The organism is Bacteroides sp. BFG-606 (assembly GCF_024788145.1).
GTDB lineage: Bacteria > Bacteroidota > Bacteroidia > Bacteroidales > Bacteroidaceae > Bacteroides > Bacteroides vicugnae.
Map to the genome: position 1 here is coordinate 710548 of NZ_JANUIL010000001.1, position 22684 is coordinate 733231.

A 22684-nucleotide genomic window follows, 5' to 3' on the forward strand; every position below is an offset into this window, starting at 1 on the left:
AGAAAGTCTTACATCCTGGAAGGAACCTCGATACCCAGTAAATTCATTCCTAAGCGAATGACTTTAGCCACATTAGCAGACAGAGCGATACGGAATACTTTCACCGCTTCATTCTCTTCGCGCAGAATACTATAGTCATGATAGAACTGATTGTATTCTTTCACCAAGTCATAAGTATAATTGGCAATAATAGACGGGCTGTAATCTTCACCGGCTTGTTTTACAACAGCAGCAAAGTCGGCAACCATCTGAATCAACCCTTCTTCCTTCTCACTCAGTTCAATACCAGCCGGAATCTGTTCAGGAATTGTGATACCTGATTCGGCAGCTTTCCGAAGTACAGACTGGATACGTGCGTAGGTGTATTGGATAAACGGACCTGTATTACCATTGAAGTCGATAGATTCTTTCGGATTGAATGTCATATTCTTACGGGCATCGACTTTCAGAATGAAATATTTCAATGCTCCCAGCCCCACAATACGGGCAATATCATCAGCTTCTTCCTGCGTCAAACCATCCAGTTTTCCAAGTTCTTGTGAAGTTTCTTTAGCAGTGGCAATCATTTCCTCCATCAAGTCGTCAGCATCAACTACCGTACCCTCACGGGATTTCATCTTACCTTCCGGCAGTTCCACCATTCCGTAAGAGAAGTGTACCAGACTCTTACCCCATTCGAAACCAAGTTTATCGAGCAAGATAGAAAGCACCTGGAAGTGATAGTTCTGTTCGTTACCTACTACATAAATCATCTTATTAATCGGGTAATCGGCAAAACGAAGTTTAGCCGTACCGATATCCTGTGTCATATAAACAGAAGTACCGTCACCACGGAGAAGGAGTTTATGATCCAGTCCTTCGGCAGTCAGGTCGGCCCATACGGAACCGTCTTCTTTCTTGTAGAAGAAACCTTTTTCCAGACCTTCCATAACCTTTTCTTTTCCTTCGAGGTAAGTATTGGATTCATAATAGATCTTATCGAAGCTGACACCCATCTTCTTGTAGGTTTCGTCGAATCCGGCATATACCCAATTGTTCATCATTTCCCACAATCCGCGTACTTCCGGATCACCGGCTTCCCACTTCACCAGCATTTCGCGGGCTTCCTGCATCAACGGAGATTCAGCTTCAGCCTTTGCCTTCGCCTCATCATCACTCATTCCCTGCGCTGTAAATTTAGCCATCAGCTCCTTTACTTCCGCTTTATAATGCTTATCGAAAGATACATAATAATCGCCTACCAGATGGTCCCCCTTCTTACCCGAAGTTTCAGGAGTTTCACCGTTTCCGTATTTCTTCCATGCCAGCATGGACTTACAGATGTGGATACCACGGTCGTTTACAATATTTGTTTTGACTACCTTATTGCCGTTTGCCGCTACAATGTTAGCCAATGCGTTGCCTAAAAGGTTATTACGCACGTGTCCCAAGTGAAGCGGTTTGTTTGTATTCGGAGAAGAATACTCAATCATCACCAATGGAGAAGCGTCAGTAACCTGCACCAAGCCGTACTGTTCATCTGCCTGGATTTCGTTCAGCAACTCAATCCATGTAGCCGATGCAATAGTCAGGTTCAAGAAGCCTTTTATCACATTAAACGCTGCTACAGCCGGATCGTTTACCTTCAGATATTCACCAATTTCCTGTGCCGTTTGTTCCGGGCCTTTTTTTGACATCTTCAGGAAAGGAAATACCACCAACGTCAAATGTCCTTCAAATTCTTTCTTCGTTTTCTGCAACTGCACCATCTTTTCAGGGACTTCCTGACCGTAAAGTGCTTTGAGTCCGCTGATAACGGACGCTACAAGTTTATCTTCTATCTTCATAATCAAGTTATTTCTTGCGCGCAAAGATACAAAAAAAGGAGACGCATCACGTCTCCTCTCTTAATTTCTTTCAACTATCTATCTTATTCAACAGCTGCAGATAATTCAGCACCAGCTTTAAATTTAGCTACTTTCTTAGCAGGAATAGTAATAGTTGCCTTTGTAGAAGGGTTAATACCAGTTCTTTCAGCTCTTTCGCTTACTGAGAAAGTACCAAAACCTACGAGAGATACTTTGTCACCAGCTTTCATAGCGTTAGTAACTGAAGTGATGAAAGCATCAAGTGCTTTTTTTGCATCGGCTTTGCTCATTTGAGCTTCAGCAGCCATTGCACTAATAAGATCAGACTTATTCATAATACGTAAAATGATTAATTAATATATATGTTACACAAAAGATTATCCCACAATGGATTGATTTCACAAATATAGCCGAACAAAACAACATATCAAATAAAAACATAAAAAAAACGCAGCAAATTATTGAAAAAGAGCTAATAGGAAGTATTTTTCATGCTTTAAAACAGAATTTATTCGTACTTTTGCGTCTATTATCTAAATATTCAGAAATTAAAATGATGCCAACTGTAACTAAAAACCTGATAATTATCAATGTACTAGTATTTTTCGGAACAATCGTAGCCCAACGTTACGGTCTGGATTTAACGAATTATCTGGGATTACATTTTTTCCTTGCAAGTGACTTTAATCCGGCGCAGCTAATCACTTATATGTTCATGCACGGCGGATTCAGCCACATTTTCTTTAATATGTTTGCCGTTTTTATGTTCGGACCGATTCTCGAACAAACCTGGGGCCCCAAACGTTTCCTCTTCTACTATATTCTATGCGGTATCGGTGCGGGACTTATTCAAGAAGGAGTACAGTATATTCAATATGTAACGGAACTTAGTCACTACGCACAAGTGAATATAGGTACAGGCGTTATCCCAATGGAAGAGTATCTGAACATGATGACCACCGTAGGTGCTTCGGGAGCCGTTTACGCCATATTGCTGGCATTCGGTATGTTATTTCCCAATAACCGGTTGTTTATCTTCCCGCTGCCTTTTCCTATCAAAGCGAAGTTCTTCGTTATAGGATATGCCGCAATTGAATTATGGTCAGGACTTGCCAATAGCGCCGGAGACAATGTCGCTCACTTTGCACATTTGGGAGGAATGCTGTTCGGATTGATCCTGATTTTGTACTGGAGAAAAAAAAGCAATAACAATGGGACATATTATAGCTGATTTAAAGGAGACATTCAGAAGAGGAAATATTTTTATCCAACTGATTTATATCAACGTAGGCATCTTTGTAATCGGCACGTTGATCAACGTTTTCTTGCGACTGTTTGAAGTAAGCACCCCCGATATATTCGGTATATTTGCCCTGCCGGCATCCTTTATCGGATTTATTCATCAGCCGTGGTCGTTATTTACTTATATGTTTATGCATGCCGGCATCCTGCATATTCTATTCAATATGCTTTGGCTGTATTGGTTCGGAAGTTTGTTTCTCTACTTTTTCTCGGCAAAACATTTAAGAGGTTTATACGTACTGGGAGGTATTTGTGGAGGGTTGCTGTATATGGTTGCCTACAATGTATTTCCTTTATTCAGCTCGCAAGTAGCGGGGGCAACATTAGTAGGAGCATCGGCCTCCGTGTTAGCCATCGTAGCTGCCACAGCTTATCGTGAGCCTAATTACAGGGTACAACTTTTTCTTTTCGGTGCCATCCGTCTCAAATACCTGGCACTGATCGTTATCGGAATTGATGTATTGTCCATTACCTCAAGCAATGCCGGAGGACATATCGCCCACTTAGGCGGTGCCCTTGCAGGACTTTGGTTTGCCGCCAGCCTAAGCAAAGGAACTGATTTAACTTCCTGGATCAACTGGATTCTGGATGGTTTCATCTCCCTGTTTCAGAAAAAAACATGGAAACGGAAACCGAAAATGAAAGTACACTATGGCAACAGTGCTACCGGTCGTGAGAAGGATTATGATTACAACGCTCAAAAGAAAGCACAGTCTGATGAAGTAGACCGTATCCTGGAAAAACTAAAAAAATCCGGTTACGACAGTCTGACAACAGAAGAAAAGAAAAGCTTGTTCGACGCAAGCAAAAGATAAAAGAATGGAACATATTGGCAAATTTGTCACATATTTGATACTTGCTGTCAACGCTCTCTTTGTGGGAACGTTGATATTAAGTGCTTATAGCCCTTACCTTAACCCGAAAATAAATCCACTTGCCTCCAGTCTGGGACTTGCATTTCCGATATTCCTGACTATTAATCTAATTTTTATCGGTTTCTGGGCATTCGTCAATTACCGCTATGCTCTTTTGCCCGCCATTGGCCTTCTCATTTGTATTCCACAGATACGGACTTATATCCCTTTCAACTCCACCACTAAAACTATTCCGGAAGGAAGCATCAAAATCCTGTCGTACAATGTAATGAGTTTCAGCAATCTGGAGAAGAAAGGCGGAAAGAACCCGATATTGTCTTATCTTGCAGATAGTAATGCCGATATTATCTGTCTGCAAGAATATAACACTGCTACCAACAAAAAGTATCTGACAGAACAGGATGTAAAAAAAGCATTGAAGGCCTATCCTTACCAATCCATCCACCAGCAAGGAAAAGGAGATGTTCAGCTTGCCTGTTTCTCCAAATTCCCTATACTTTCGACACATCCTATCGAATATAAAAGCAATTATAACGGTTCCATGAGATATGTACTGAATGTGAATAACGACACTCTTACATTAATCAACAATCATCTGGAATCTAACAAACTCACCAAAGAAGACAGAGGGATTTATGAAGATATGATTAAAGACCCGAATGCCAGGAAAGTAAAAACCGGACTCAGACAGTTAATAAGAAAACTAGCGGAAGCATCGGCCATTCGGGCTTCACAAGCAGATTCCGTGGCGAGAGTCATTGCCGAAAGTAAATACCCGACAACCATCGTATGCGGTGATTTCAACGATGGTTCCATTTCGTACACACACCGCATCCTAACTCAAGAGCTGGACGACGCATTCACACAATCCGGCAAAGGTCTGGGGATCTCCTACAATCTGAACAAGTTCTATTTCCGCATAGACAACATCTTGATCAGTCCCAACCTGAAGGCCTACAATTGCACCGTAGACCGGTCTATCAAGGCATCAGACCATTACCCGATCTGGTGCTATATCAGTAAACGATGAGAACTGAAAACTCTAATAAAAAAACACTTATGATGATTAAAAAGACACTAACCATTTTAGCAGTAAGTTGTATGATGTACTCCTGTGCTACGAAAACAGAAAGCAATCCTTTCTTTACAGAGTTTCAAACCGAGTATGGTGTTCCTTCTTTTGACAAGATTGAATTAGAGCACTATGAACCTGCCTTTTTAAAAGGTATAGAAGAACAGAATCAAAACATCGAAGCCATCATCGAAAGTCCGGAAATTCCGACATTCGAAAATACGATTGTAGCTTTAGATAACAGCGCACCTATCTTAGACCGGGTAAGCGCCATTTTCTTCAATATGACAGATGCGGAAACTACTGATTCGCTGACCGCACTTTCCATCAAACTGGCACCGGTTCTTTCGGAACATAATGATAATATCTCCCTGAATGGGAAACTATTCAAACGGGTGAACGATGTCTACCAAAAGAAAGATTCATTGAATCTGACGTCGGAGCAAGAACGTCTGCTGGACAAGACTTATAAAAGATTTGTCCGTTCCGGAGCAAACCTTAGCGAAAAAGATCAAGCTCGCCTCCGCGAAATCAACAAGGAGCTTTCTACACTTGGTATCACTTTCAGCAACAATGTGTTGAATGAGAATAATGCTTTCCAACTTTTCGTTGACAAGGAAGAAGATCTGGCAGGATTGCCTGAATGGTTCCGCCAAAGTGCCGCTGAAGAAGCGAAAGCAGCCGGACAACCGGGAAAATGGCTGTTCACCTTGCACAACGCCAGCCGTCTGCCTTTCCTGCAATATTCAGAAAATCGCCCTCTCCGGGAGCAAATATACAAAGCCTATATCAACCGCGGCAACAACAACGATGGAAATGACAACAAGGAAAATATCCGCAAAATCGTTTCTCTCCGCCTGGAAAAAGCGAACTTATTAGGTTTCGACTGTTACGCAAACTTCGTCCTGGATGAAACCATGGCAAAGAACGCCAGCAACGTAATGAGCCTTCTGAACAATCTATGGAGCTATGCACTCCCCAAAGCGAAAACAGAAGCTGGCGAACTCCAAAAGTTAATGGACAAGGAAGGAAAAGGAGAAAAGTTGGAAGCATGGGACTGGTGGTATTACACCGAAAAATTGCGGAAAGAAAAATACAATCTGTCAGAAGAAGATACAAAACCTTACTTCAAACTGGAAAATGTACGCGATGGTGCTTTCGCCGTAGCCAACAAATTATATGGCATCACCCTAAGCAAACTGGAAGGCATACCGACTTATCACCCGGATGTAGAAGTCTTTGAGGTGAAAGATGCAGACGGATCCCAGCTCGGTATCTTCTATGTAGACTATTTCCCACGTTCCGGGAAAAGCGGGGGTGCATGGATGAGCAACTACCGTGAGCAATGTGGAACAACCCGTCCGTTGGTATGCAATGTTTGTAGTTTTACCAAGCCGGTAGGCGACACTCCTTCTTTATTGACCATGGATGAAGTGGAAACCTTGTTCCACGAATTTGGTCACGCCCTGCACGGACTGCTGACCAAATGTGAATACAAAGGAACATCAGGAACCAATGTGGTACGTGACTTTGTAGAACTTCCTTCTCAAATCAACGAGCACTGGGCGACTGAACCGGAAGTGCTGAAAATGTATGCCAAACATTATCAGACAGGAGAAGTGATACCCGACGAAATCATCGAGAAGATACTGCAACAGAAAACTTTCAACCAGGGCTTCATGACCACCGAATTACTGGCTGCCGCTATCCTCGACATGAACCTGCACACGATGACAGATGTAAAGAATCTGGATATGCTTGCATTCGAAAAAGAAGCGATGGACAAGCTTAATTTGATTCCCGAAATAGCACCGCGTTATCGTGTGACTTACTTCAACCATATCATTGGCGGATACGCGGCCGGATACTATAGCTACCTATGGGCCAACGTATTGGACAATGATGCTTTCGAAGCTTTCAAAGAACACGGAATCTTTGATAAAAACACCGCTGACCTGTTCCGCCATAACGTATTGGAGAAGGGAGACAGCGAAGACCCGATGGTGCTTTATAAAAATTTCCGTGGAACGGAACCAAGCCTGGAACCACTACTGAAAAACAGAGGAATGAAATAATTCAGCAAAAAAGCCCTTAAACATCAAATATTTGAGGGCTTCTTACATATAAATGTGAAAAAAAAACTATATTTGCAGCCTTGTATACGGCAAAAAGAACTTGTGTACGACAGAATTTAACTGAAAATTAAATTAAAAAAGTAATCATCATAAATTAAAAGTAAAATGCAAAACAAAGGATTTGTAAAGGTTTTTGCGGTACTACTCACATTGGTATGTTTGTTCTACCTTTCCTTCTCCTTCGTAACACGCCATTATACCAACAAGGCGAAAGAAGTTGCGAACGGTGACCCGAAAGTGGAACAAGACTACCTCGACTCTCTCTCCAATGAGAAAGTATGGTTGGGTAACTGGACGCTGAAACAATGTCGTGAGATGGAGATTAGTTTAGGTTTGGACCTAAAGGGTGGTATGAACGTTATCCTTGAAGTATCTGTACCTGATGTTATCAAAGCACTGGCTGACAACAAGCCGGATGAAGCTTTCAACAATGCATTGGCAGAAGCTGCAAAACAGGCTGTCAACAGCCAGGACGATATCATCACCCTGTTTGTTAGAGAATATCACAAAGCTGCTCCTAACGCAAAACTTTCCGAACTCTTCGCAACACAACAGTTGAAAGACAAAGTTAACCAAAAATCATCGGATGCAGAAGTTGAAAAAGTATTGAGAACAGAAGTAAAAGCTGCTGTTGAGAACTCATATAACGTACTTCGTACCCGTATCGACCGTTTCGGTGTTGTTCAGCCGAATATCCAGAGCCTGGAAGACAAAATGGGGCGTATCATGGTGGAATTGCCGGGTATCAAAGAGCCGGAACGTGTGAGAAAACTTCTCCAAGGTTCTGCTAACCTGGAATTCTGGGAAACTTATACAGCTAAAGAAGTTCTTCCTGCCATGCAATCTGCAGACGCTAAATTGCGCGCTATATTGGCACAGGAGACAGATGTAGACTCTGCCGCTGTAGATTCTTCCAAAGAAGCTCCGCTTGCAGAAGCTACTCCGGCCAAGAAAAGCGTAAGTGCTGCCGACAGTCTTGCTGCTGCCCTGAAAGGAGATGCAGTTGCTGAAGAGAATTCAACAGCCAACCTAGCAGAAATTAAAAAACAATATCCTCTGCTGGCTATCCTGCAATTAAACTCTAGCGGACAAGGTCCTGTCATCGGTTACGCTAACTACAAAGATACTGCTGATATCAACAAATATCTGGCTATGCCGGAAGTTAAAGCAGAACTCCCGAAAGACCTTCGTCTGAAATGGGGTGTTTCTCCTTCTGAATTTGACAAGAAAGGACAGACTTTCGAATTATATGCTATCAAGTCTACCGAACGTAACGGCAAAGCTCCGTTGGAAGGCGATGTAGTAACAGATGCGAAAGACGAATTCGACCAATACAGCAAACCGGCTGTCAGCATGACAATGAACTCTGACGGTGCACGTCGTTGGGCACAGTTGACCAAACAGAACATCGGCCGTTCTATTGCTATCGTTCTTGACAACTATGTATATTCTGCACCAAACGTAAACTCTGAAATCACAGGTGGACGTTCACAGATTACAGGTCATTTTACCCCTGAACAAGCAAAAGACTTGGCAAACGTATTGAAATCAGGTAAGATGCCGGCTCCGGCTCACATCGTACAGGAAGATATCGTTGGTCCGTCATTGGGTCAAGAATCTATCAATGCAGGTGTATTCTCATTCGTAGTGGCTCTGATTCTGTTGATGATCTATATGTGTATGATGTACGGCTTCATACCGGGTATGATTGCCAATGGTGCATTGTTCCTGAACTTCTTCTTCGTATTAGGTGTCCTCTCCTCCTTCCAGGCAGCATTGACAATGTCCGGTATTGCCGGTATGGTGTTGTCACTAGGTATGGCAGTGGATGCGAACGTACTTATCTACGAACGTACAAAAGAAGAACTTCGTGCGGGTAAAGGTGTGAAGAAAGCACTTGCTGACGGTTATTCCAACGCATTCTCCGCTATCTTCGACTCGAACCTGACATCCATCATCACAGGTATCATTCTGTTTAACTTCGGTACCGGTCCGATCCGTGGTTTTGCCACGACATTGATTATCGGTATTCTGGTATCCTTCTTCACCGCTGTGTTCATGACTCGTATAGTTTACGAACACTTCATGAACAAGGACAAACTGTTGAACCTTACATTCACAACCCCTGTTTCAAGAAACTTGATGACCAACACACGTTTTGATTTTATGGGAACAAATAAAAAATCCCTTATCATCACTGTAGCCATCATCCTCGTTTGTATCGGTTCATTTGCCATGCGTGGTTTAAGTCAGAGTATCGACTTTACCGGTGGACGTAATTTCAAAGTACAATTCGAGAATCCGGTAGAACCCGAACAGATTCGTGAATTGATCTCCAGCAAGTTCGGTGATGCTAACGTTAGTGTTATCGCTATCGGTACAGACAAGAAAACTGTACGTATCAGTACCAACTACCGTATTGAAGATGCAGGAAACGATGTTGACTCTCAAATCGAAGCATACTTATATGAGACTTTGAAACCTGTGCTGACTCAAAACATCACTCTAGCTACCTTTATCGACCGTGATAATCACACTGGTGGTAGTATTGTAAGTTCTCAAAAAGTGGGTCCAAGTATCGCAGACGATATCAAGACAGGTGCTATTTATTCTGTAGTATTGGCATTGATTGCTATCGGTCTGTATATCTTAATCCGTTTCCGCAACATCGCATATAGTATTGGCTCTATCGTAGCTCTATCGTGCGATACCATCATGATTATCGGTGCTTACTCATTGTTATGGGGCATCGTTCCATTCTCACTGGAAATCGATCAAACATTCATTGGGGCTATCCTGACAGCTATCGGTTACTCTATCAATGACAAGGTAGTAATCTTCGACCGTGTGCGTGAGTTCTTCGGCCTGTATCCGAAACGTGACAAACGTCAGTTGTTCAACGATTCATTGAACACTACACTTGCACGTACTATCAATACATCATTAAGTACATTGATCGTATTGCTGTGTATCTTCATCCTTGGTGGTGATTCAATCCGCAGCTTTGCATTCGCAATGATCTTGGGTGTTGTTATCGGTACATTGTCATCACTGTTCATTGCATCTCCGATTGCATACAACATGATGAAGAACAAAAAAGTTGTACCAGTAACTACGGAAGAATAATAAATTCCAGAAATAGAAAAAGCCTCTTCCGAACAATTCGGTAGAGGCTTTTTCTATTGATTATTAAAACAAATAGAAGCTATAAGACGTTCATCTTAAAAGAAGCCATTGTTAAACTTAAAACCAGATACAGCATGAAAGCAAACCAAAACAACTTCTCACAGATTCTCCGTAGTAGCCCCGAGGGGAATCGAACCCCTATCTAAAGTTTAGGAAACTTCTATTCTATCCGTTGAACTACAAGGCCGCTTCAAATTTGCTTGCAAAGATAACGGTTTCTGTCGATTTAACAAGAATAAAAATACAGGTTCCTTTCAGATATTTCAAATAATTGGCGTCAATAGGACAATAAAGTTCGATTTATTTTGATAATTCGATTAACTTTCCGACCTTTGCGCTCACAAATTGAAAGTAAAATCAGTTTTTAAATTAAATATAGTAATTAAAGTTATGGCAGACGAAATGATGGTTAAAGAATTGGAGGAAGTAGTAGTACGTTTCTCCGGCGACTCCGGCGACGGTATGCAGCTGGCCGGCAACATCTTCTCGAACGTGTCGGCTACGGTAGGAAATGACATCTGTACATTCCCCGACTACCCGGCAGACATCCGCGCCCCGCAAGGTTCACTGACCGGTGTTTCCGGTTTTCAGGTCCACATCGGTGCCGGACAGGTTTACACTCCCGGAGACCGTTGCCACGTATTAGTGGCTATGAATCCTTCCGCACTGAAAACACAAATCAAATTCTGTAAACCGCAAGGACTTATCATTACCGACTCCGACTCATTCGAAGCCAGAGATTTGGAAAAAGCACAATTCAAGACTGACAATCCTTTTGAGGAATTAGGCATAAAACAAGGAAGTGCTGGAAGTTCCCATCTCTTCCATGTGTAAAGAGAGCCTGAAAGACTCCGGGCTAGACAATAAATCAGCACTCCGTTGTAAGAACATGTTCGCACTCGGACTGGTTTGCTGGTTGTTCAACCGCAACCTTGCCGCTGCTGAAAAAATGTTGCGTGAGAAATTCGCCAAGAAACCCGAAATTGCAGAAGCTAATATTAAGGTATTGAACGATGGTTTCAACTATGGTGCCAACACACATGCTTCTGTCTCTACTTATAAAATTGAAAGTAAAGCTCCGAAATCAAAAGGACTTTATACAGATATCAACGGAAATAAAGCAACGGCTTATGGCTTGATTGCTGCTGCCGAGAAAGCAGGTCTGGAACTCTACCTGGGTTCTTATCCTATCACTCCGGCCACTGATATTCTGCACGAATTAGCTAAACATAAATCACTGGGAGTAAAAACCGTACAGTGCGAAGATGAAATCGCAGGTTGTGCTTCTGCCGTTGGTGCCGCTTTTGCCGGTGCTTTGGCTGTAACGACTACTTCCGGCCCCGGTATTTGTTTGAAAAGTGAGGCTATGAACCTTGCTGTAATTGGCGAACTTCCATTGGTGATTGTGAATGTGCAACGTGGCGGTCCGTCAACAGGTTTGCCTACTAAATCAGAACAGACAGACTTATTGCAGGCACTTTACGGACGCAATGGTGAAAGTCCGATGCCGGTGATTGCCGCAACTTCACCGACAAACTGTTTCGATGCCGCATACATGGCATGTAAGATTGCTCTGGAACACATGACTCCGGTTGTACTGCTGACAGATGCTTTCGTTGCTAACGGCTCGGCTGCCTGGAAACTTCCTAACTTAAACGAATATCCTGCCATCAATCCTCCATACGTGACTCCGGGCATGGCTGGTAACTGGACTCCATACCAACGCAATGAAGAAACCGGTGCACGTTACTGGGCGATTCCGGGAACTGAAGGATTCATGCACCGCATCGGTGGTCTTGAAAAGAGCAATGAAACAGGTGCGATCTCTACCGAACCTGAAAACCATAATAAGATGGTTCATCTCCGCCAAGCTAAAGTGGATAAGATTGCAGACTATATCCCCGAACTCGAAGTACTGGGTGATGAAGATGCAGATTTACTGATTGTTGGTTGGGGCGGCACGTATGGTCATCTCCGTCTGGCTATGGACTTTATGCGCGATCATGGAAAGAAAGTGGCTTTCGCACACTTCCAGTACATCAACCCGCTGCCAAAGAATACAGCCGATGTATTGCGTAAATACAAGAAGATCGTAGTAGCTGAACAGAATTTGGGACAATTCGCAGGTTTTTTACGGATGAAGATACCCGGATTGAACATCAGCCAGTTCAACCAAGTGAAAGGACAACCTTTCGTTACGAGAGAATTGATAGATGCATTCACTAAATTATTGGAGGAATAAAAGATGAGCGATAAAGTATATACCGTACAAGATTATAAATCAGGCCAACCTCGCTGGTGTCCGGGATGCGGTGACCACGCTTTCCTGAACTCACTGCACAAAGCTATGGCCGAATTGGGAGTAGCTCCGCACAATATTGCCGTCATTTCCGGTATCGGTTGTTCTTCCCGCCTGCCCTACTATGTAAATACGTATGGCTTCCACACGATTCACGGACGTGCCGCTGCTGTTGCAACAGGTGCAAAAGTGGCCAACCCTGATTTGACAATCTGGCAAATTTCCGGTGACGGTGACGGTCTGGCAATTGGTGGTAACCACTTCATCCACGCATTACGCCGTAACATCGATTTGAATATGATCCTGCTGAACAACCGTATCTACGGTTTGACAAAGGGACAATATTCACCGACTTCGGAACGTGGACTTGTTACGAAATCATCTCCTTACGGTACCGTAGAAGATCCATTCCATCCGGCAGAACTTGCTTTTGGTGCCCGTGGACATTTCTTTGCACGTTGTATTGCAGTAGACGGTGCCGCTTCTGTAGAGGTATTGAAAGCTGCTGCTAATCACAAAGGCGCCTCTGTTATAGAAGTTCTGCAAAACTGCGTGATCTTCAACGATGGCACTCATGCTTCTGTAGCCACCAAAGAAGGACGTGCCAAGAACGCTATCTATCTGGAACATGGCAAACCCATGTTGTTTGGTGAAAACAAGGAATTCGGATTGATGCAGGAAGGTTTCGGACTGAAAGTGGTGAAACTTGGTGAAAATGGTATCACAGAAAAAGATATTCTTATTCACGATGCCCACTGCCAAGATAATACGCTTCAGTTGAAACTAGCGTTAATGGAAGGTCCTGATTTCCCGATTGCACTCGGTGTGATCCGCGATGTAGATGCTCCAACCTACAATGATGCTGTAATTGGACAGATTGAAGAAATCAAAGGCAAGAAGAAATATCATAATTTCCAGGAATTGCTAATGACTAATGATACTTGGGAAGTGAAGTAATTCACCACTTCAATCCATAAAAGAATGAAAGGCGTAGAAAGAGAATTGATTCTCTTGTCTACGCCTTTCATTCTTTCTATCGTGTAACCTATAGTTATATCAACCTATTCGAGAGCAGTGCCACCCACTTTTTCCGGCCAATACGGATTCTGATAAATAACAGAATTATCTGTACTATTATCAGGAGACGCAAGTCTCATTTCATTAATAGCAACCGGACTCAAATAGTTGGCTTTAGCCCAAGAATATCCATCATATACCTGATTATTGATTCTCACCTTGCTAAAAGGACGAACATACTTGAATTCTCTGGAGGAAATATTAGAAGTAGCATCATCCGGATCATCTTTTAAAGTAACGTCTTCCGGAAGTTCATAAGTTTTATAAGCCTCTTCCCAAAAGTTATACCCTTCAGGAATAAACTTATTAGTAAGTACGCCATCCCAAGCTCTCCAACGCACCAGGTCATCCCAACGCATTCCTTCACCTATAAACTCGCAACGACGTTCTCGACGGATATTATATAAGGTAGCATCCACTTCATACGAACCGGGATGAGCGGCCAAATCTGTCTCCTTATTCATATCGGTATTGTCAATGGTTGTCTGGAAACTGCCTGTAATGCCTGCCCGATTGCGTACTGCATCCCAATAGCTTTTCGCTTTGCCATCTACCTTATTATTACGCAAATAGTAGGCTTCCAGATAATTCAGATAAGCTTCGACACCACGAAAGATAATGCACCCTGTAGTCGATTGCGACTGACCGGAAATAATCTGCTTATTATTATATGTCAAGCATTTCCGAATCCGATACCCTGTATTATCAGATGTTTGGGCTTCCAATGATATAATATTAGGCTGTTTGAATTCTTCAAGTGCAGGCTCTTCTGTCGAACTGGATGGAAGCAAATCCTTCTCGCCCAAAACAAACATTTGCAGACGCAGATCACGATTCTCTTTCACATCCATGATAGTTTTGTCACCTTTATATTCATTTCCTGCTGCATAATAGGGAAGTCCGTCTTCCATGACAAAACAATCTACAAAACTCTTCAGCATACCATTATTGCCTCCACTAAAAATATAAGCCGGTGTACCATGCGTGATTGACACGCCACTACCATTCATATATTGCTTCCAGAAAAGAACTTCGGAATAACTGCTCATATCTTCTTCCGCAAACATCTCGAAATACGGATTCCAGCCAACAATCCCCGATATGTTTTTCGGATTGGTCAGACCGGTATTATTGGTCAAAGTAATATCATCAGCCACCTGTTCCGCTGCTTTCATAGCCTCATCCAGAAAGAAATTGATTTCATTATCCATGTTCGTGGAGAAATCGGTATGTATTCTCTTACCCGGCCAGGTCGCATCCCCTGGCACACGCCCTGTCCCTTTATGATACTTTTCAAATGTAGCCTCATACAAAGCAACACGCGACTTTATTAATAACGCACAATTCTTTGTTAATCGTGTTTTGTTTCCTGAAATATCATCCACCATATATTTGGCGGCGGAATCGAGCTGATTGATGATAAAACGAGCTACGAGATTACGCGGCTGACGAACAGATTTCTCTATCAAAACAGACTGATCATCCGGCAAGACTTCGGTTATAATTGGAAAATCTCCGAATGATTTCAGCTTACTGTAATAAATCCATGCACGGATAAAGTACATTTCGCCGACATAGTGAAGAATCTGTTCACGATTGCCCTCAATCTTGCCCGCCTCGAATTTAGGAAGCACATTTTCGAAGAAATAATTGCAATAGCGGATTTGAGTAAAATCCCAGCCACCTCCAGTATTAGGAACACGCCACTGGTCTTTCTCAAAATAGGTAGAAGAATATCCTCCGGCTACCATATTATCTGTATTCTGGTCATTGTTCACTGTACCGACTCCATATCCACCATGCGTTGAAAAGATACTGTTGTACTGCGAGATACTATATGCAGCCAAGTGGTCCGTCGTATTGAAATACTCTTGCGGAGTCACCTGATCCAGAGGCGCCATATCCAGAAAATCATTACAAGATGTAAGCGACCACGTAGCTCCTGCCATCAAGATTGTTTGTAATATAATATGTTTCAGTTTCATAAGCCTTAAAATTAGAAGTTAACATTTAAACCTACCGAGATGGTGCGCTGCAACGGATAGAGTTTACCATTATTCGCATCATAAGTGCTTTCCAAAGCCTCCGGGTCGAAAATCTTGGACATATGAGAGAATGTCAACAGATTGTCACCCGACACATATACGCGAACTGAAGACATTCCAGCTTTATTCGTCCAGCTCTTAGGCAACGTGTAGCCAATCTGAACATTCTTAATACGGCAGTAAGCTGCATTCTGAATATAACGGCTCTGCACCGCCATATTTCTCGAATCACTTTTCAACACGCGTGGATAATAGGCATTTGTATTAGCACCCAACGGGTCACCCTCCGGGCGCCAGAAGTCCCAATGTTCCTTAAATCCGGTAGCCTGCCATTCGTCCACTCCATTGGCTCCCCAGAAATAGGGACCGCTCAACACATAATCGCGCTTGGCCACTCCTTGCAGAAATATACGGAAATCCACACCTTTCCATGCTGCATCCAACGTGATACCATATTTAAATCGAGGTGTATTATTGCCCAAAATCACACGGTCACCGGGTTTCTCTGTGGTATTTTCACCTGTCGAGATCACTCCATCGCCGTCTACATCCTTATACATGATATCACCTGCTCCCCACTTGCTTCCCAAAGAAGACTGATCCACTTTGGCCAAGTGAGCGTCCATCTCTTCCTGTGATTGTGCGATACCTACCGTTTCATATCCCCAGATTTCTCCTTTCATCATTCCCGGATAATATGCTTCGGAAAGTTTGTTGTTTTCATTCGGATAGCGAGTGATTTTCTGTTGGTCATCGGCTAACGTAAATTTAGCACCATAAGAGAAATCACCAATCATATCTCTCCACCCCAGTTCCAGCTCAAAACCATAGGATTTCATATCGGAATTGTTGATTTTCGGAGGAGTAGCACCCAGTACGGAAGACAATTCCGGAGCCGGGCCAATCATATCATACGTCCAACGCACAAAGTAGTCGAACGAACCGGTCAAGCGATTATTAAACAGCCCCCAGTCCAAACCGATATCCCAGGTTTCAATCGTTTCCCAAGTCTTCAAGCTGGAGACGATACCGGGTAGGCTTGCATAATTCGGTCTTTTTCCATTCACCAACCAGTTATAATCAGTGCCTTGTGGCATCGTCTGATAGAAAGGATACCATGCATCCTTAGTATCCGTATTACCCAACTGCCCCCATGAACCTCTTAATTTCAATACATCAATATGAGCTTTATCGGCTATATTCCTGAAGAAATCTTCACGTGCTATATTCCATCCGACTGACAATGACGGGAAAAATCCCCAACGCTTGTCATTAATGAAACGGGACGAACCGTCATAACGACCGTTCAACTCTATCAGATAGCGTTCTTTATAATTATAGTTGATACGCCCGAAGAATCCGGCTACCCCATTGTGTGCATATCCACCGGAAGTAGTAGGAGATTCCGTTGCTGTATTCAGTGTAGGCACAGAATTGGAGATCAGCGTATTCTTCTGCCCCGACAAACTTCTTGTCTTATACAACTCCGCATTAAAACCTGCCATCACTTTAAAGTAATGACCGCTTTCATATTGTTTAAAATAATCGGAATAGATATTCGTGCTGTAATAATTCTCTTTATAATTATATTCGTTCACAACGGAACTGCCGGCTCCATAACTTCCCCATGGTATAGAATACGGATTACCGTCACCGTCATGAGAGAAGATAGGTAATACTTCCCAATGTTCATTTTTGTTTTCCGTTCTTAGAGCACCCTCGATATTAATTGTCCAGTTCTTGACCGGTTCAAACACAAACTGCAACTGTTGAGTATTCAAGTCTTTCTGGTTGGTTTGTCGGCCACCATCCTCCAATTCTGTAATTTCCACACCATTCATGGGATAGCCATTAGGATCGTAAGCCGGACAGGTGGGCCAGCGGCGAGCGATATTATGGAAGAATAGCCCGGTCAGATAAGAGGGTCGGTCAAAGTCCTCACGTGTCCATTTGGTAGAATAGTTCACTCTGAACCAATCTGTGATCTGCGCTGTAATGGTGCTGTTCATTGTATAACGTTGCAAATTATCTTCACCATGCCGCAACAGACCGTTCTGGTCCATAAAACTACCGCTCAATGAAAATTGGATTTTTTCATTACCTCCCGAAATACTTAGATTATGTTCTTGAGATGGCACCCAGTCATTGTAGAATTCTTTAAACCAATCCGTATTGGCATTCGCTCCGCCATAATTGTTCCAACGGTTATTATTCGTATTCAGTGTTGTGACGGATGTTATCTTTCCCTCCTGATAATCTTTTATTTTCTGTAACTGCTCGGATGAGAACGGAGCCTCACCGGATCTGCCCGCATTCTCTGCGGCACGATTAAAGTACTGGGCAAAAGTATATGAGTCCATCATTTCAGGCACTGATACCGCGTCGCTGAAACGGACATTTCCATTATAACTGACTCTGGCTTTACCCGCTTTCCCTTTCTTGGTTTGAATCAGAATAACACCAAAAGCAGCACGCGCCCCATAAATAGAGGCAGAAGCAGCGTCTTTCAAAACAGAAACCGTTTCTATATCATTCGGATTCAACGAATTAAGATTACCTTCGATACCGTCAATCAACACAAGTGGAGACGACCCGGAACCATCACCGATTGTTCCTGCACCACGAATATTAAAACTCATCGAACCATCCAAGGCTCCACCTTCACTTCCTACCGTGAAGTTCAATCCTGGCACTGTACCCTGCAGGGCCTGCGCCACATTGGTTACAGGACGTGCAGCCAACACTTTCGCATCAACCATACCTACCGCACCGGTTACATTTACTTTTTTTGTGTTCCGTAGCCTACAACGACTACTTCGTCGAGCTGTTCCGAATCTTCTTTCATAACGATATTAAGGGGTGTCCCATCAGCTTTCACGGTAATAGTTTTATAACCAATAAACGAAAGTGAGAGAACTGCTCCTTTGGGGGAATCGATAGAGAAGCGTCCGTTGAGATCAGTAACAGTACCTGTGGCAGTACCTTGCACCTTTACAGAGACTCCAATAAGAGGTTCTCCGTTTTCATCCACTACAACACCTATAGTCTTTACTTTTTGCTGCTGTATATCAGCAGTTTCCTGTGTTTCATTAGTATTAGCTACTGCTTGCATAGGTTGTGTGCACCATAACAATAAAAATAGCAACTGCTGCCATTTTCAGGCAACGTGTTCCCCGTCCTTCCATAAAGGCCGGGCATCGGTTAGTTTTTCTTGTCATACTTTAATTTATTCAGTTAGACATTAGTAAGTTAGAATTTCTAAGGTTTTGTGGTGCCTTCATATATTATTTGACACCATGTTTCAGGCAATTTGTGTGTTTAGTTTTCCATAGGCTTTTCTATTTTTATCTTAGGTTAATATTTGCCAGAGTTCTTGACGAACTTGGTTTTACCTATGCTTGGAAATACAACTTGGAAGGACATTTTAGATAAAACAATCATCCATACACTCGCACAGTTTTGAGTTCGATACTATTTGTATGTAAATTGCTATATAATAAATACTTATTTTGGTACCGAAGGCAAGTTGATAAAACTGTTATCACATTTTTGTTGCCAGAAAGCACAACGATCCAACTATTTTATTTTAAAATATTTTAGTAGATTCACTTGCGTAATACTTTATTTTATTCTACTTTTGTTTTACTATAATGATATTATAAACGATTATTTTGTTGTTATTAAGAATTAAAAATAATAAGGCATTCGTTTTCATATCAAAATAAAACCAAGTTCGTCAAGAACTCGGTTTTCATTTCTCTCTTTCTCTAATCGATATTGCAATATACACTACCCATTTCCTTTGACTAAATAACACCTATCTATCAATATCATTAACTTTATGGATAGAGAACTGATGATAAGAAGCTATTTTAACAGGTACTTATTTATAAATAAAAAATGGAGAAGAGTGGAGAAAAGGGTAGAAAACTGGAACCTGGTTCATAGTTATAAACTCAACACTAGATTTCTGAAAACGAATATACAACTATTAAGAAGCATTTAGAAGGTTCACAGGTTTCATTTTCAGTTTAACAACTATGAATCAACGTTTTACAGTGACATAAAGCACAAAACACAGAAGATATCATCTTTCACCATTAGGGTCTTTCATATAGATTAAGGACATATATATCCAATATACAGGGCATATATACGCAATGTGTTGGATATATATATCCAACACATTGCGTATATATACTCTACAATTCAGGTATTAATATCCTAGGGATAGAGTATTAGTGCCTGATTACTTAGGTGCTAATTTCCGGTTGACGGCAGTTTTATTTGTTTTAAACCTGCGAACAGTTTGTTTCATGCCTCGAAACAGATTGTTTACCGGCATGAACAAGGCATTTGATGCATCGGTAATTATAATTCAATCGCAGCCTTTAAAGGTAATTGATTGGAAGCCGGACCGACAAGAATCTCAAATACACCCTTTTCTACTACAAAGCGGTGTTGATTCATATCGTAATAAGAAAATGCGTCTTCATTCAATACAATAGAAAGGCGTTGTGTCTCTCCTTTCTTCAAGAACACCTTATCATAGCCTTTCAGTTCTTTCAAAGGACGGGGAACGGAAGATTCTACATCATGCACATATACCTGGGCTATTTCCGAAGCATCCATTTTTCCTGTATTCTTTATATCAAAGCTAACCGTCACCTGATGTTCACCGGTTTTCTCCACAGCTAAATTACTATAAGCGAAAGTAGAATAAGACAGCCCATAGCCAAATGGATAAAAAGGTTCTTTGCCCGAACGGTCATATCCCCGATAGCCAACAAAAACACCCTCTGAATAATCGACACGCTTAATCTCCGCTTTCAGATTCTCATAATAGCTGTCATGCACCGGATTATCTTCCCATTTCTTTTCGATAGAAATCGGCAACTTACCACTCGGAGAAATCTTTCCGGTCAATATTTCGGCTATTGCCTGTCCACCCTCCTGTCCGGGATACCATGCCATCAAAATCGCTTTTGCAGCCTCATGCCAAGAGGTAAAGTCAACTCCACCGCCAGCATTTAACACTACTACCAGATTCGGATGCAGAGAAGCTACTTTCTGAATGAATAATTCCTGATAATGTAACAAGCCAAACGGGCGATCGAACCCCTCTCCTTCTGTATTGCTATTGAAACCGGTACAGAATACAACGTTATCCACCTTTGCCAATCCTTGACGAAGTTTCTCTTCATTCAGCCTGGATGCTTTAAAACGGATAATTGCTGAAGAGATATTATCAAAAAACTCGATTCGGAAACTGTATTCTTTACCTGCCTCAACCGGCAGTTCCACTTCACGGCTTGAATATGAATGATTACCCCAATCGCCTGTAATATGCTTATCATTCACAAACAGGCGATAACCATCATCGCCACCAATGGATAGTTTTAATAATCCATCCTTTTGAGACATATAACTGGCTGTCCAACGGACAGAAAATCCATCTTCCGGAAAACCTTCCAGTGGTGCTCCATATTGCCAGTCATAATCAACTGATGCTTCTGTACGAGTGACCTCCGGTTGTCCCGAAAGCGTTTTATTCTTAAAATATTCGGCTTTAAATCCTTTCGTCTGCCGAGCGGCATCCGCATAAAATTCATGAAGAATATCCTCATAAATCACATCGTCCGTCAACTGAACGAGGTTCTTTTTTTCAGTTTTCCCAGTCCCTCACTAACAGATACCGTAGAAAATGGAGTTACAAAACCACTTCCACCACCTGTAGGAATGCGGTCGGCATTGGGCCCCATCACAGCAGTCTTTCCTTTTAAGGGGAGTAGATTTCCTTCATTCTTCAGTAAGACTACACCTTCGCGTGCCAGTTCTAAAGCAGCCTGGCGGGAAAAAGGATTATCCTGCGCGATGTTACTGTCTTTCTGTTCCTTATCCAGCATGCCGTAAGCAATCAAGGTCTGCAAGATATGCTGCACTTTCAGATTGATGGTTTCTTCTGTCACCGTACCGTTTTTGATAGCAGGTATAAGATTGTCGACATTCATAAAACGTCCTTTCGGCATTTCAAGATCAAGTCCGGCATTAGCGGCTCCTACGGCAGAATATACGGAAGTCCAGTCCGACATTAAGATACCTTTAAATCCCCAGAGATTACGCAAGATATCAATATTCAACCATTTATGTTCGGTAGCATGGACACCGTTCAGAAGATTATAGCTGTTCATAACAGCACTCACATTCGCTTCCTGTACAGCTTTCCGAAAGGCCGGAAAATAAATCTCGTGCAAAGTACGTTCGTCTATGTCCGAACTGGCATGATGACGGCTCCATTCCTGATTATTAGCTGCAAAGTGCTTGATGGTGGCAATAACTCCTTCCGATTGCACGCCCAGGATATATTGTTTAGCCGTTTCACCCGTTAAATAAGGGTCTTCGCCAAAGTATTCAAAGTTACGTCCACACATAGGAGCGCGGTAGATATTTACTCCCGGCCCGAGCAGTATATTCACTCCTCTAGCTTTGGCATCCTGTCCCAATCCTTGCCCCAGTTGATAAAGCAGACTCCGGTTCCAGGTAGAAGCGGAAAGTATTCCAGAAGGATAGAGAGTGCTCTTGGGGGCATGATTACGAATTCCCTGCGGTCCGTCCGCCAGTTTTATTTCAGGAATTCCCAAACGGGGGATTGCACGAAGCGAGAAGCTGGTATATCCGGAGATATACTCTATTTTCTCTTGCAAAGTCATTTTAGATACAATTTCCCTGGCACGTTGTTCGGCTTGGGGAGTGATTGTCTGCGCACAGGTTAATATGCTCCATGCAAGCATACATAAACCTATGCCTCCTATTTTCTTTTTCATGGTGATTTTGTATTAATATAGC

Annotated in this window: 9 protein-coding genes, 1 tRNA gene and 3 pseudogenes; 7 read left to right on the plus strand and 6 right to left on the minus strand. The window is 42.4% G+C overall.

The window, feature by feature from the left end; translation table 11 throughout:
* Positions 1 to 8 precede the first annotated feature (8 nt).
* Together argS and NXV01_RS02895 are read right to left on the minus strand one after the other, a co-directional pair.
* Positions 9 to 1826, minus strand: a complete 1818-nt coding sequence (argS, locus tag NXV01_RS02890; protein ID WP_259021674.1) for an arginine--tRNA ligase — start codon at positions 1824 to 1826, stop codon at positions 9 to 11.
* 83 nt (positions 1827 to 1909) lie between these two features.
* Positions 1910 to 2182 carry an HU family DNA-binding protein gene (locus NXV01_RS02895; protein WP_004296482.1) on the minus strand — a complete coding sequence of 91 codons (273 nt, stop codon included), beginning with the start codon at positions 2180 to 2182 and terminating at the stop codon, positions 1910 to 1912.
* Positions 2183 to 2403: 221 nt separating this feature from the next.
* Between NXV01_RS02895 and NXV01_RS02900 the strand changes: the two genes are divergently transcribed.
* The 5 genes from NXV01_RS02900 to secDF all read left to right on the plus strand — a co-directional run bounded on the left by NXV01_RS02900 (position 2404) and on the right by secDF (position 10357).
* Entirely contained in the window at positions 2404 to 3078 is a 675-nt protein-coding gene (locus NXV01_RS02900; RefSeq protein ID WP_008776855.1) for a rhomboid family intramembrane serine protease, read from the plus strand.
* Complete coding sequence (locus NXV01_RS02905) at positions 3059 to 3964, plus strand: rhomboid family intramembrane serine protease (RefSeq protein ID WP_195649337.1); 906 nt, start codon at positions 3059 to 3061, stop codon at positions 3962 to 3964. Before NXV01_RS02900 ends, NXV01_RS02905 begins: the two co-directional genes overlap by 20 nt.
* Positions 3965 to 3968: 4 nt before the next feature.
* A complete protein-coding gene (locus NXV01_RS02910; protein WP_217720963.1) occupies positions 3969 to 5054 on the plus strand; it encodes an endonuclease/exonuclease/phosphatase family protein in 1086 nt (361 codons plus the stop codon).
* Positions 5055 to 5086: 32 nt separating this feature from the next.
* Complete coding sequence (locus NXV01_RS02915) at positions 5087 to 7171, plus strand: M3 family metallopeptidase (RefSeq protein WP_259023425.1); 2085 nt, start codon at positions 5087 to 5089, stop codon at positions 7169 to 7171.
* A gap of 165 nt (positions 7172 to 7336) precedes the next feature.
* A complete protein-coding gene (secDF, locus tag NXV01_RS02920; RefSeq protein ID WP_148365599.1) occupies positions 7337 to 10357 on the plus strand; it encodes a protein translocase subunit SecDF in 3021 nt (1006 codons plus the stop codon).
* Between the two features lie 175 nt (positions 10358 to 10532).
* On the opposite strand, the gene NXV01_RS02925 is transcribed toward secDF, so the two are convergent.
* Positions 10533 to 10604, minus strand: a tRNA-Arg gene (locus tag NXV01_RS02925).
* A gap of 203 nt (positions 10605 to 10807) precedes the next feature.
* Here NXV01_RS02925 and NXV01_RS02930 point away from each other — a divergent pair.
* Both NXV01_RS02930 and NXV01_RS02935 read left to right on the plus strand, forming a co-directional pair.
* Positions 10808 to 12659, plus strand: a pseudogene (locus tag NXV01_RS02930) (2-oxoacid:acceptor oxidoreductase subunit alpha).
* Between the two features lie 3 nt (positions 12660 to 12662).
* On the plus strand, positions 12663 to 13673 hold the full coding sequence (locus NXV01_RS02935; RefSeq protein ID WP_148365601.1) for a 2-oxoacid:ferredoxin oxidoreductase subunit beta: 1011 nt from the start codon (positions 12663 to 12665) through the stop codon (positions 13671 to 13673).
* Between the two features lie 104 nt (positions 13674 to 13777).
* Here the strand turns inward: NXV01_RS02935 and NXV01_RS02940 are convergent, their stop codons facing one another.
* The 3 genes and pseudogenes from NXV01_RS02940 to NXV01_RS02950 all read right to left on the minus strand — a co-directional run bounded on the left by NXV01_RS02940 (position 13778) and on the right by NXV01_RS02950 (position 22662).
* Positions 13778 to 15778 carry a RagB/SusD family nutrient uptake outer membrane protein gene (locus NXV01_RS02940; RefSeq protein ID WP_259021675.1) on the minus strand — a complete coding sequence of 667 codons (2001 nt, stop codon included), beginning with the start codon at positions 15776 to 15778 and terminating at the stop codon, positions 13778 to 13780.
* A gap of 11 nt (positions 15779 to 15789) precedes the next feature.
* Positions 15790 to 19056, minus strand: a pseudogene (locus NXV01_RS02945) (SusC/RagA family TonB-linked outer membrane protein).
* 1153 nt (positions 19057 to 20209) lie between these two features.
* Positions 20210 to 22662: pseudogene (locus NXV01_RS02950) on the minus strand (beta-glucosidase H).
* Positions 22663 to 22684 lie beyond the last annotated feature (22 nt).